General features: G+C 67.2%; 9 protein-coding genes. All 9 read right to left on the bottom strand.

What is annotated here, in order from left to right:
- Positions 1-154: 154 nt before the first annotated feature.
- Positions 155-841: a GNAT family N-acetyltransferase gene (locus HED23_RS05385; protein ID WP_203182277.1), complete on the bottom strand. Its 687-nt coding sequence runs from the start codon at positions 839-841 to the stop codon at positions 155-157.
- Between the two features lie 326 nt (positions 842-1,167).
- Positions 1,168-2,310 (bottom strand): ABC transporter ATP-binding protein, encoded by a 1,143-nt coding sequence (locus HED23_RS05380; RefSeq protein WP_203182276.1) that lies wholly within the window; start codon positions 2,308-2,310, stop codon positions 1,168-1,170.
- Complete coding sequence (locus HED23_RS05375; RefSeq protein WP_203182275.1) at positions 2,303-3,361, bottom strand: ABC transporter ATP-binding protein; 1,059 nt, start codon at positions 3,359-3,361, stop codon at positions 2,303-2,305. The genes HED23_RS05380 and HED23_RS05375 overlap by 8 nt, the downstream gene beginning before the upstream one ends.
- Positions 3,362-3,372: 11 nt before the next feature.
- Positions 3,373-4,317 carry an ABC transporter permease gene (locus tag HED23_RS05370; protein WP_203182274.1) on the bottom strand — a complete coding sequence of 315 codons (945 nt, stop codon included), beginning with the start codon at positions 4,315-4,317 and terminating at the stop codon, positions 3,373-3,375.
- Positions 4,310-5,239: an ABC transporter permease gene (locus tag HED23_RS05365; RefSeq protein WP_203182273.1), complete on the bottom strand. Its 930-nt coding sequence runs from the start codon at positions 5,237-5,239 to the stop codon at positions 4,310-4,312. The genes HED23_RS05370 and HED23_RS05365 overlap by 8 nt, the downstream gene beginning before the upstream one ends.
- A gap of 121 nt (positions 5,240-5,360) precedes the next feature.
- Positions 5,361-6,983: a peptide ABC transporter substrate-binding protein gene (locus tag HED23_RS05360; RefSeq protein WP_203182272.1), complete on the bottom strand. Its 1,623-nt coding sequence runs from the start codon at positions 6,981-6,983 to the stop codon at positions 5,361-5,363.
- Positions 6,984-7,428: 445 nt separating this feature from the next.
- Positions 7,429-9,303, bottom strand: a complete 1,875-nt coding sequence (typA, locus tag HED23_RS05355) for a translational GTPase TypA (RefSeq protein ID WP_203182271.1) — start codon at positions 9,301-9,303, stop codon at positions 7,429-7,431.
- Between the two features lie 334 nt (positions 9,304-9,637).
- Positions 9,638-11,902, bottom strand: coding sequence for an ABC transporter family substrate-binding protein (locus HED23_RS05350; RefSeq protein ID WP_203182270.1), 2,265 nt, complete (start codon positions 11,900-11,902; stop codon positions 9,638-9,640).
- Positions 11,903-12,096: 194 nt separating this feature from the next.
- Positions 12,097-12,648, bottom strand: a complete 552-nt coding sequence (locus HED23_RS05345) for an isochorismatase family protein (RefSeq protein WP_203182269.1) — start codon at positions 12,646-12,648, stop codon at positions 12,097-12,099.
- Positions 12,649-12,654 lie beyond the last annotated feature (6 nt).

Below are 12,654 nucleotides of genomic sequence, written 5' to 3'. Positions count from 1 at the left end.
GAATATCGAGGTCGAGGTCGAGGTCAGAAGATTCCGCTTCCTCAGCAGCAGGAAGAAGAAGTGCGGCAACACCCATGAGCGTGCTCCTCCGAAATTACGCCCAGTCATGAACCGACTGGATCTTGAGAGCAATTTAACATGGGCACCTTGTCTGTCAAGGATACTTTTCCGCACCAAGAACGGACAATCCGTCTGCGGAAACACCGGCCCCACCGGCCCATTCCTGGGACAGAATTGCGTACGATATTTCGTCGCGCCGCCCGTCAGCGAAATAAACCGCCTTGCGGTGCACACCCTCCTGAACGAAACCAAGCTTCTCGATCATGGCACGGCTCCGCTCGTTGTCGGCGGTGGCACGCGTCGTCACGCGGTCCAGCCGAAGGCCGTTGAACGCATGGTCGACCAGCGCCACGAACGACCGGCGCGCAAGGCCTCTGCCCTCGAAGAACGGATCCAGCCAGCAGCCGAACTCCGCCGCCCGCTGTTGATGGTCCACACGGAGATTGGCCGCACCCGCCAACTCCCACTCGTCGTCCAAGACGACGGCTATGGCAGTGTCCACGGATGCACCACCGAGCCAGGACCTTCCGTAGACCTCAAGAAGGTTCCTCGTCTCCGCCAGTGTGGGCGGAACAGCCGGCACAGGCTCCCAGCGACCAATTCTTTCATGATTTCTTACCTGTAGACCATGAAAGGGCTCGGTTATTGCAGGGGTCAGAGGAAGGAGCGCGGCATCTTTTCCCAAAGAAAACGAGAAGAGGGCCGGGGAAATAACCGACCGTTGCCGCCCAGGCCCGCCCCTCGGCCCCCCGGACCGCCGCACATCAGTTAGCTTCCCCATGCACTCAGTATAAAAATGCACCTCACACCGAGACAAGACCCCAAGAAGAGAAAGTTTTTCCACTCCGAACCATTGACAGCGTGGCCCACATATGTGGCATGGGCGGCCGTGCCGGCATCCTGCTGCTCCGCAGGGGCAGGCGTCGACGCGCCTGCGGGGGCGGTGGCCGCTCGGACTGCCCGCTCCGGCACCACCCCGCCGCGCCTCCGGGGAGGCTCCTCCGCGGCACCCAGGGTGCCTGACGGCACAACGCACAAGGGTGCTCGGCTCACACACATGAGCCGAGCACCCTCACAGACGGGACGCCTCGAGACGCGGCACGCGTGCTACGCCGCGTGCACGACGTCCTTCTCCTCGGCGAAGTGGCACGCCGACTCGTGCGCGGCGGGCGTGTCCGAGGCCTTGAAGCGCTCGGGGATCGCCAGCAGCGGCACCTCGGTGGCGCACTTGTCCTGCGCCTTCCAGCACCGCGTACGGAAGCGGCAGCCCGACGGCGGGTTCGCCGGCGACGGGACGTCACCGGAGAGGATGATCCGCTCGCGGCCCGCACGGGCGTCCGGGTCCGGGACCGGGACCGCCGACAGCAGCGCCTGGGTGTAGGGGTGCGTCGGGTGGTCGTAGATCTGCGTGTCCGTGCCGATCTCGGCCATCTTGCCGAGGTACATGACTCCGACCCGGTCCGAGATGTGCCGGACGATCGACAGGTCGTGCGCGATGAAGAGGTAGGAGAGGTCGAACTCGTCCTGGAGCTTCTCCATCAGGTTGATGACCTGGGCCTGGACGGACACGTCGAGCGCGGAGACCGGCTCGTCGCAGATGATGATCTCGGGGTTGAGCGCGAGGCCGCGGGCGATCCCGATGCGCTGGCGCTGACCGCCCGAGAACTGGTGCGGGTACCGGTTGATGTACTCCGGGTTCAGACCGACGACGTCGAGCAGGTCCTGCACCTTGCGGCGGCGCTCGCCCTTCGGGGCCGCCTCGGGGTGGATCTCGAAGGTCTCCCCGATGATGTCGCCGACCGTCATGCGCGGGTTCAGCGAGGTGTACGGGTCCTGGAACACCATCTGGATGTTGCGGCGCACGGCCTTCAGCGCACGGCCGGACAGCTTGGTGATGTCCTGGCCCTTGTAGAAGACCTCACCGGCGGTGGCCCGCTCCAGGGTCATCAGGAGCTTGGCGACCGTGGACTTGCCACAGCCGGACTCGCCCACGATGCCGAGCGTCTCGCCCTGATAGAGGTCGAACGAGATGCCGTCGACGGCCTTGACCGCGCCGACCTGCTTCTTGAACAGGATGCCCTGGGTCAGCGGGAAGTGCTTGACCAGGTTGCGGACCTGGAGGATCGGCTCGCCCTGCGAGACCGGCGCCTCCAGGGCGGCCACGGCCTCCGACTCGGTGGCCGCGTTGACCGTCGCCACTTCGGTGACGTTCGGGGTGGCGTCCACGGACTCCTTGTCGAGCTCAGCCATGGATCGTCTCCTTCCAGAAGTGGCAGGCGCTGCCGCGGCCGACCAGCTCGGTACCGTCCTGCTCGGTCACCGGGCGCAGTGCCGGGACCTCGGTACGGCAGATGTCCTGCGCCATCGTGCAGCGCGGGTTGAAGGCGCAGCCGGACGGCACGTGCAGCAGGTTGGGCGGCAGGCCCTTGATCGCGTAGAGCTCCTGTCCCTTCTGGTCCAGGCGCGGGATCGACTCCAGCAGGCCCTTGGTGTACGGGTGCGCCGGGCGCTTGTAGATCTCGTGGACCGGCGCGGTCTCGACGATCCGGCCCGCGTACATCACGGCGATCTTGTCGGCGACGTCGGCGACGACACCCAGGTCGTGCGTGATGAGGATCAGGCCCATGTTGAAGTCGCGCTGGAGCTCCGCGAGCAGGTCCATGACCTGCGCCTGGACCGTCACGTCGAGCGCCGTGGTGGGCTCGTCCGCGATGATCAGGTCGGGCTCCAGGGCCAGCGCCATCGCGATCATGATGCGCTGGCGCATACCGCCGGAGAACATGTGCGGGTAGTCGTTGACCCGCTCCTTGGCCGCCGGGATGCGCACGCGGTCCATCAGCGCGATGGCCTTGGCCTTGGCGTCCTTCTTGGAGAGGCCCTGGTGCACGCGGAACATCTCGCCGAGCTGGTAGCCCACGGAGAGGACCGGGTTCAGCGAGGAGAGCGCGTCCTGGAAGATCATGGCGATCTTCTGGCCGCGGATCTGCCGGCGCTCCTCGTTGGACATCTTGAGCATGTCCTGGCCCCGGAAGAAGATCTCACCCTTGGGGATGCGGCCCGGGGGCATGTCCAGGATACCCATGACCGCCTGGGCGGTCACGGACTTGCCGGAGCCGGACTCGCCGAGCACGGCGAGGGTCTCGCCCGCGCTGACGCTGTAGTTGACTCCGTTGACGGCCTTAGCGATGCCGTCGCGGGTGTGGAACTCCACGTGCAGATCGCGGACTTCGAGCAGCGGGCCGCTCTCGTCGTGCGACCCGCGCGGAGCGGGGACATCCGCCGTCTTGTCGATGATGGTCATGTACGCCTCCCTCAGCGCAGCTTGGGGTCGAGGGCGTTGCGTACCGCATCGCCGAGCATGATGAACGCCAGAACGGTGATGGACACCATGACCGACGGGATGATCAGCACGAACGCGGCGTTGCGCAGCTGCTCCTGGCCGGAGGAGATGTCGACACCCCACGACACGGTCGGTTCGGCGAGGCCGATGCCCAGGAAGGACAGGGTGGCCTCGGCCGAGATGTAGCCGCCGAGCGCGATGGTCGCGACGACGATCACCGGGGCGATCGCGTTGGGCAGGATGTGCCGGAGCAGGATGCGGGTGGTCGAGGCACCGAGCGCCTTGGCCGCCATCACGTAGTCCGCCTGCTTGATGGTCAGGACGGAGCCGCGTGCGACACGGGCGATCTGGGTCCAGCCGAGGAAGGCCAGTGCCAGGACGACGACCCAGATCTTGCGCTCCTCGAACGAGGTCAGGATGACCATCGCGCCGAGGATGAGGGGCACGCCGAAGAAGATGTCGGTGATCCGGGACAGGATCGCGTCGACCCAGCCGCCGAAGTAGCCGGCGAGCATGCCGACGACGGTGCCCAGGATCGTGACGAGGGCGGTGACGACGACGGCGACGGTGATCGAGGCCCGGGCGCCGTAGACGACACGCGCGTAGATCGAACGCCCCTGGATGTCGTAGCCGAACCAGTCCTCCTGGAAGAAGTTCCCCCACTTGGGCTTCTGGAGGTAGTGGTTGGCCAGGTCTGCGTAGCGGGGGTCGGCACCGGTGAACAGGCCGGGGAAGAACGCCATCACCAGGAGGAAGACGATGAGGAAGGCCGAGACGACGAACAGCGGGCTGCGCCGCAGGTCGTGCCACGCGTCCGACCACAGGCTGCGGGGCTTGCCGACGGCTGCGGCGGGTGCGGGTGCGGCCGCCGGCTCCGCGGGCTTCTCGGCGGCGGTTTCCTTGAGCGCCTCAGGCATAACGGATCCTCGGGTCCAGGACCGCGTAAAGCAGGTCGACGAGCAGACTGGTGACGAGATAGACGATGATGATCAGCGTCACGATGCCGACGACCGTGGCGCCCTCGCGGTGCTGCAGCGCACCGAACACGGCCCGGCCGACGCCCTGGACGTTGAAGATGCCCTCGGTGACGACCGCGCCGCCGAGCAGGGCTCCCAGGTCGGTTCCGAGGAAGGTGACCACGGGGATCATCGAGTTGCGCATGAGGTGGACACCGACGATGCGGCGTCGCGGCAGTCCCTTGGCCACGGCGGTGCGCATGTAGTCGGAACGCAGGTTCTCCGCGACCGAGGTGCGGGTCAGCCGGGCGACGTAGGCGAGTGACAGCGAACCGAGGACGACCGCGGGCAGGATCAGTTCGTTCCAGTTCGCTTCCATGCTCACGTTGGGATCGACCCAGCCGAGCTGGTGGGCGAAGAAGTACTGGGCGAGGAAGCCGAGCACGAACGACGGCACCGAGATGAGCAGGAGCGTCAGGATGAGCAGTCCACGGTCGCGGAGGGTGTCGGCCTTCAGGCCGGCGAAGACGCCCATGGAGATACCGACGAGAACCGTGAAGACGAAGGCAAACAGGGCCAGCCGGATCGTGATCGGGAACGAGTCGGCGATGGTCTCGGCCACCGGCCGGCCGCTGGCGATCTCGGTACCGAAGTCTCCCTGGAACAAGCCGGCCAGGTAGTTCCAGTACTGATGCCAGAGCGGCAGGTCGAGCCCGAGCTCCTTCTTCATAGCCGCGATCTGCTGCGGGTCGACGGTCTGTTCACCGGCGAGTGCGCGCACGGGGTCGCCGGGCAGCACATACATCATGGAGAAGACCAGCAAGGTTGATCCGAGGAAGACCGGGATCATCTGGAGCAGTCGCCGCGCGACGTAACGCCCCATGTTTGCCTCCGATAGGGATAAAGCAGCCCAGGGGCCGCCCTCCGGATACGGAGAGCGGCCCCCCGGGACCTACTGCCTGGTGTGGGCGGCTGATGGCCGAGTGGGGGCCCTCAGGCGTGTGTTACTTGGCGACGGTGACTTCGGTGATGTTGTAGTCACCGTGGAAGTCGATCGTCACGTTGTCGACAGCCTTGGAGTAGCCACCGTTGGTCTTGTACTCCCAGAGCGGGATCGCCGGCATCTTCGTCAGGACGAGCTTCTCGGCCTCCTGGTAAGCCTTGATCGACTCGTCCAGGGTCTTGGCGTTGTCGCCCTTCTTGAAGGCCGCGTCGACCTCCTTGTCGGAGAACCGGCCGTTGTTGGCCTCGGCGGTGGTGCCGTAGAGCTCCCGCATGAAGTTGACGTTCAGCGGGTAGTCGGCCACCCAGCCACCGCGGTACATCGACTTGACCTGGTCGTTGTCACGCGCCTCCAGGTCGGTCTGGAAGTCCGGCTTGGCGTCCGGGACGCAGTCGACCCCGGTGGAGTTGCGGATGGACTCGCAGACCGCGGTCACCCACTCCTTGTGGCCACCGTCGGCGTTGTACTGGATCCAGATCTTGTTCTCCGGAACGCCGCCGCCCTCGGTGACGAGCTGCTTCGCCTTGGCCGGGTCGAACTTGAAGACGTCGGTGTCCAGCTGCTGGTTGCCGGCGACACCCGGAGGCGTGAAGCTCGTGGCGGGCTTACGGGTGTTGTTGAGCACGGTCTTGGTGATCGTGTCGCGGTCGATGCCCATCGACAGGCCCTGGAGGACCTTCGGGTCGATGTCCTTGAAGGTCTTCGAGTAGAAGGTCGGGACGAGCGACTGGATCGCCGCGTACGGCTCGTCGATCACGCGGTCGCCGAGGTCCGACTTGTACTTCGGGAGGTCCTTCGGGCCGACCTGGCGGATCATGTCCAGGTTGCCGGAGAGGAGGTCCTGGTACGCGGCCTCGACGGTCGCGTAGTTCTTGAACAGGACACCCTTGTTCTTGGCCTTGTTCGGACCCTGGTAGTCCGGGTTGGCCTTGACCTGGATGAGCTTCTTGTGGTCCCACTTCTCGAAGACGTAGGGACCGTTGCCGACCGGGGCCTGACCGAACGCCTTGGTGTCCTTGTAGAACACCTCGGGCAGCGGCGCGAAGGTCGCGTAGCCGAGCTTGTACTCGAAGTACGGGACGGCCTGGCTGAGCTCGATGGTGAAGGTGGTGTCGTCGACGGCCTTCAGGCCGGACATCTCCGTGCCCTTCGGGTCACCCTTCTCGGGGTGGACGTCCGCGTAGCCCTTGATGTCCTCGAACCAGAACGCGTTCTGCTGGGCGTTCTTGACGTTGGCGTACCAGTTCCACGCCTTGATGTACGACTCGGACGTGACGGGAGTGCCGTCGTGGAACTTCCAGCCGGGCTTGAGCTTGACGGTCCACGTCTTGGAGTCGGTCGTCTCCACGGACTCGGCGTTCGTGTAGACGATGTTGCCGTCCGCGTCGAAGTCGAGCAGCTGGGTGAAGAGCGACTGGATGACGTAGCTGCCGAGCGTCTCGTTGGTGTCCGCAGGGATCAGCGGCTTCTGCGGCTCACCGACGTCGATGGACACATAGCCCTCGGGCTTGCCCTTCTCCTTCGAAGCCGAGTCGCTGTCACTGTCTCCGCCGCCACAGGCAGTCGCGGCCAGGGCGATGATTGCCGCTCCCGCGACCCACTTGGCGCTCTTGGCACCACGCATGGGTTTCCTCCTCATGAGTCCACTTTTGACTACAAGAGGGGCACTGGAGAGATCCACCGACACCCCTGACGGCGATCGTTTCAGTGCCCCGAGTGTGCTCGTGAGTCCGCACTCCCCACAGTGCGCCGACCCATTGACCCGAGCTCAATGGAGCCAACTATTAAGTAACACCGGGCTGTAAACCACACTTAAAGGGTCTCGGTTTGACAACATCGAGAAGCCATGGTTGCCCGAAATCCGGACAAAGTGATCCCAGACAGACACCCCCGAAACGGACCGTTAACACATGTTCCGGAGAGCGACGCACGATATCCGGACACCTCGGTCAGGAAAACGGGTTGACGAAAGGCCCGGACCCCCACAGTGTCTGCGGGGGTCCGGGCCTCGTGTCAGTGGCTCGTGCTGACGGTTCGTCGGCCCACGGCGGACGAACCCGGGGTCAGGGTCAGCCGTTCTTCGCGCGCGAGGCCGTGCGGCCGCGCTGCTTCTGGTCCAGGACGACCTTGCGGATGCGCACGGTCTCCGGGGTCACCTCGATGCACTCGTCGTCGCGGCAGAACTCCAGGGACTGCTCCAGCGACAGCTTGCGGGCGGGAACCACGTTCTCCGTGGTGTCCGCGGACGCCGCACGCATGTTGGTGAGCTTCTTCTCCTTGGTGATGTTCACGTCCATGTCGTCGGCGCGGGAGTTCTCGCCGATGATCATGCCCTCGTAGACCTCGGTGCCGGCCTCGGTGAAGATGACACCGCGCTCCTGGAGGTTGACCATCGCGAACGGTGTCACCGTGCCCGCGCGGTCCGCGACCAGGGAGCCGTTGTGACGGGTGCGCAGGTCGCCGAACCACGGCTCGTGGCCCTCGAAGAGCGAGTGCGCGATACCCGTGCCGCGGGTCTGGGTCAGGAACTCCGTACGGAAGCCGATGAGGCCGCGGGACGGGACGATCCACTCCATGCGGACCCAGCCCGAACCGTGGTTCGTCATCGTCTCCATGCGGCCCTTGCGGGTCGCCATCAGCTGCGTGATGGCGCCGAGGTGCTCCTCCGGCGAGTCGATCGTCATGCGCTCGATCGGCTCGTGCGTCTTGCCGTCGACCTGCTTGGTGACGACCTCGGGCTTGCCGACGGTCAGCTCGAAGCCCTCACGCCGCATCTGCTCGACCAGGATGGCCAGCGCGAGCTCACCACGGCCCTGGACCTCCCAGGCGTCCGGGCGCTCGGTGTCCAGGACGCGGAGCGAGACGTTACCGATGAGCTCGCGGTCGAGGCGGTCCTTGATCTGGCGCGCGGTGACCTTGTGGCCCTTGCCGCCCTTGCCGACGAGCGGCGAGGTGTTCGCACCGATGGTCATCGAGATGGCCGGCTCGTCGACCGTGATCAGCGGCAGCGCGATCGGGTTCTCGGGGTCGGCAAGGGTCTCGCCGATCATGATGTCCGGGATACCGGCGATCGCGCAGATGTCACCCGGGCCCGCCTTCTCGGCCGGCTTGCGGGTGAGCGCCTCCGTCATCAGGAGCTCGGTGATGCGCACGTTGGCCATCGTGCCGTCGCGCTTGATCCACGCGACCGTCTGGCCCTTGCGCAGCTCGCCCTGCTCGACGCGGCACAGCGCGATACGGCCGAGGAAGTTGTCGGCGTCCAGGTTGGTGACGTGGGCCTGCAGCGGGGCGGCCTCGTCGTACTCCGGGGCCGGGACCGTGGAGAGGATGGTGGAGAAGAACGGCTCCAGGCTGTCGCTGTCCGCCGGGACGGTGCCGTCCTCGGGCTTGGTCAGCGACGCGACGCCGTCACGGGCGCAGGCGTAGACGATCGGGAACTCGATCTGGTCCTCGTCGGCGTCCAGGTCCAGGAAGAGGTCGTAGGTCTCGTCGATGACCTCGGCGATCCGGGAGTCCGGGCGGTCCGTCTTGTTGATGCAGAGGATGACCGGCAGCTTGGCGGTCAGGGCCTTGCGCAGGACGAAGCGGGTCTGCGGGAGCGGGCCCTCGGAGGCGTCGACCAGAAGAACGACCGCGTCCACCATCGACAGACCGCGCTCGACCTCGCCGCCGAAGTCGGCGTGGCCGGGGGTGTCGATGATGTTGATCGTGATCGGGTCCCCGCCGTCCTTGGGGTGATACTTCACCGCCGTGTTCTTGGCGAGGATCGTGATGCCCTTCTCACGCTCCAGGTCGTTCGAGTCCATCATGCGTTCGTCGAGGTTCTCGGCGGCGTGGGCGGCGAAGGCGCCCGCCTGCTTGAGCATGGCGTCGACCAGCGTGGTCTTGCCGTGGTCGACGTGGGCGACAATGGCTACGTTACGGATGTCGTGGCGCGTGGGCATGGGTGGCTTGCGCTTCTCTCGGATCGTGGGATCAGGCGTCTCAGTCGGTCTCGAGTCCTCGTACGCCCGCCGGGCGGCACGCCACGGCTAGTCCAATGGTACGGGCCCGATGGGTCCGGGGCTTCCCGGCCCGATCCGCAGGACAGGACTACAGCCACAATTCAGCCGATATTCAGCCGGTATTACGTCATCATCCAGCCGGTGAAGAGCTGGACGGCAAGGGGTGTGAGAGGACGAGCAGCCCGGGTCAGGGCGGACACCACCTTGCCCGCCGGGGGCTCCGGCGGGCAAGGGACTTGAGCTGCATCTGAGCTTCTAATATGGCTTTGACCTGCTACTTCTTACGATTCGCGGGGGAACCTGCCGCTTCTCGCCCGGTGAATCCGATGTCCTCGTAGCGGGGTGCGGCGAAGCCGAAGGCGCCGATGTTCGCCAGCTTCTTGTCGACGGCGACCAGCTGAGGCCTCTGATACAGCGGAATCGATCCTGCGGCGGCCCAGATCCGGGCGTCGGCCTGCTTCAGCAGGTCCCTCGACGCGTTGGCGTCGAGCTCGGCGACCGCGCGGTCGAAGAGCTGGTCGATGTGGTCCGAACCGACCCGGGTGTAGTTCTGCTCGACGAGCAGCGAACCGTCGGTGGCGGGCTCCGGCTTGGCGAAGATGGGGCGGCCGTCGGTCGCCGGGTAGGCGGTGGCGGGCCAGGAGTACAGCGCCAGGTCGTAGTCGCCGGAGGCGATGTGGTCCTTGAAGTAGCTGTCGTCGTCGACCTCGGTGACCTGCGTGCTGATACCGACTGCGTCCAGCATCTCGACGATCTTCTCCCCGACGGTGCGCAGCGACTGCGATCCGGGGCCCGAGGGCAGGACGAAGCGGAGGCTCAGCGGCTTGCCGCCCTTGCCGAGGCGGTCCTTGACCGAGGCGGGGGCCGGCGCCGCGGTCCCCGCGGGGGCGTAGGCACCCGCGGCGCCGCCGGGCTGCTTGTCCTGAGCGGTGACCTCGGCCTCACCGGCCGGACCGTCACCCGGCTTCTCGTCGCCGACGACGTACGTCCCCTCGTCGCGGGAGGCCTTGCCCTCCTTGTCCCCCTTGTCCTCCTTGTCTTCAGCCGCCTTCCCCGTCTTCTCCTCGTCCGCCTTCCCGGCCTTCTCCTCCGTGCCCGCCTTGTCCTCGGCCTCGCTGCCCGCCTTCTTCTCGGCCTCGCTGCCCGCCTCGGTGTCCTCGGTCCTGCGGACGGCACCGCCCGGGGTCCATCCCGCGTCGGCCAGCAGCGCCTGCGCCTCCTTGGTGTCCTGCTCACCGAGCGCGCCGCTGCCGTCCTTGTACGCCGGCTGCCCCGCCAGGGCGAGGTGACTGCCGGGCGGCTTCGCGGGCAGGCCGAGCGGCTTCAGTACGGTGTCGGCGAGCGCCTGCCGGTCCAGCGTGCGGGCGACCGCGCGGCGTACCCGGTCGTCGGAGAGGGGCCCGGACTCGCCGTTCAGCGCGAGCTGCGTGTAGGCGGGCTCCAGGGACTTGCGTACGGCGAAACCGCGCAGCGATTTCTGCTCGGCGGCGTACGCGGCGACGGCTTCCCGGCTCTTCTCGCGGGCGGCCTGCGCCGTCTCGGCCGCCTCCTCGTCGGAACCGTGGGCCAGCGCCCAGGACCGCAGGGCTGAGGCAGGGGTGGTGTCGGCTCCCGGCCCGTGGGCGGGCGGCGCGCCGCTCCCTCCCCGGTAGCGGGCCGCGAGGGCGATGCTGTTCGCCGTCGCCGCGTCGATGTCGGCGACGTCCACCGTCCCCTCGGTCAGCGCGTCGGTGCGTTTCCCGTGCTCGACGGCGCGGAAGACGAGGGATTCGAGCTTGGCCTCGTCGCCCCACCAGCGCGGGTTCCGGTCGAGCACGACCGTCCCCTCCCCCTTGCTCACGCTGCGCAGCCGGAACGGTCCGGCGGTGTTCTTGAGGGTGACCCTGGCACCGTCGTTGAAGGTGCCGGGGGAACCGGTGATCTCCTTCGGGTACAGCGGCGAGAAGAGCGAGCGCCAGTCGGCGTACGGCTTGGAGAAGGTGACGCGGACCTGGAGGTCGTCCTTGCCGCGTTCGATCTTCTCGATCCGCTCGTATCCCGCGTTGCGCGCGGTCCAGAAGGCCGAGTCCTTGCCGCTCAGGGCGCGCCACTGGGCGACGAAGTCGGGAGCGCCGATCTCCCTCCCGTCGCTCCACACGGCCTGCTGGTTGAGCTTGTAGAGCACCACCTGCTTGGGCTCCTGCTCGATGACCTTCGCCGACTCCAGGTAGTCGGGGTTCAGCCTCGGCTCCCCCCGCGCGTCCATGGGGAAGAGGGTGGGCAGCAGGGCCCCGGTGATCCGTGCGGTCGAGGTGTCGGCATCGGCCTGGAAGGCGTTGAGGGTCGCGGGGACCGCGTCGATCGCCCACGTGAGGGTGGAGCCCTCGGTCACCTGGTCCCGGGAGGCCGGGGCGATGTCCTGTGGGACGGCCACCGAAGTGGGGCCGTCGCTGTCCGAGGTGCAGCCCGCCAGCACCGGGATCGTGAGCACACCTGTCGCCAGGAGCGCGACCGAGCGGCGCTTTCGGGCCGTCCCGCGTGGGACGCCGACGTGGGCCATGGCTGATACCTCCGGGGCCGGCCCGGCCCACCCCGTACCGGAATGGACCGGATGATGCGTTCTGGTGGCATTTGCAGTTGATCAGACTGATTCGCTGATCCACTGAACGCACCTGCACGCGCGGGCGGAGGCATACGTGGCCGGTGGGGCCGCAGAAGTCACCCGTGCGGCCCCGGTCCCGGCCCGGTGGACGGTCAGCCGAGCAGTTCGGCGATCGCGGCGGTGGTGCCGGTCTCGCCGAGCCTCGGGAAGATCTTCTCGACGCTGTTGCGGTGGGCCTCGGCGTCCATGTCGGTGACCGCGTCCGTGACGACGGTGACGTGGTAACCGTGCTCGTGTGCGGCGCGGGCGGTGGACTCGACGCCGATGCTGGTGGCGATGCCGGTGAGCACGACCTGGGTGACGCCGCGGCGGCGCAGTTCGAGGTCGAGCGCCGTGCCGTGGAAGGCGCCCCACTGCTGCTTGGTGACGACGGTGTCGCCGTCCCGCGGGCCGAGCGCGGGCACGATGTCGGCCCAGTCGGCGGCGGGCGCGGCGGACGGGACGCGGCTCTCGTTGCGGCCGGGGGCACCGCCTGTCACGCGGACCAGGAAGACCGGGAGGCCTTTGGCGCGGAAGGCGTCGGCGAGGGCCGCCGAGTTGGCGACGACGCCGTCGGCCGGGTGGGCCGTCGGGAGCTCGACGATGCCCTTCTGCAGGTCGACGACGACGAGGGCGGTCCGGGGGTCCAGGACGGTGGCGGTCATGTGCGT

It is taken from the genome of Streptomyces pratensis, from assembly GCF_016804005.1.
Taxonomy (GTDB): Bacteria; Actinomycetota; Actinomycetes; order Streptomycetales; family Streptomycetaceae; genus Streptomyces; species Streptomyces pratensis_A.
This window is presented reverse-complemented; position numbering and strand designations above follow the sequence as displayed.

Bases quoted from the DNA above. Each gene is read 5' to 3' on its own strand.
- HED23_RS05380 (WP_203182276.1), bottom strand. From the start codon at position 2,310: ATGGCTGAGCTCGACAAGGAGTCCGTGGACGCCACCCCGAACGTCACC.
- HED23_RS05385 (WP_203182277.1), bottom strand. From the start codon at position 841: ATGGGGAAGCTAACTGATGTGCGGCGGTCCGGGGGGCCGAGGGGCGGG.
- HED23_RS05375 (WP_203182275.1), bottom strand. From the start codon at position 3,361: ATGACCATCATCGACAAGACGGCGGATGTCCCCGCTCCGCGCGGGTCG.
- HED23_RS05345 (WP_203182269.1), bottom strand. From the start codon at position 12,648: ATGACCGCCACCGTCCTGGACCCCCGGACCGCCCTCGTCGTCGTCGAC.
- HED23_RS05365 (WP_203182273.1), bottom strand. From the start codon at position 5,239: ATGGGGCGTTACGTCGCGCGGCGACTGCTCCAGATGATCCCGGTCTTC.
- HED23_RS05350 (WP_203182270.1), bottom strand. From the start codon at position 11,902: ATGGCCCACGTCGGCGTCCCACGCGGGACGGCCCGAAAGCGCCGCTCG.
- HED23_RS05370 (WP_203182274.1), bottom strand. From the start codon at position 4,317: ATGCCTGAGGCGCTCAAGGAAACCGCCGCCGAGAAGCCCGCGGAGCCG.
- HED23_RS05360 (WP_203182272.1), bottom strand. From the start codon at position 6,983: ATGCGTGGTGCCAAGAGCGCCAAGTGGGTCGCGGGAGCGGCAATCATC.
- typA (WP_203182271.1), bottom strand. From the start codon at position 9,303: ATGCCCACGCGCCACGACATCCGTAACGTAGCCATTGTCGCCCACGTC.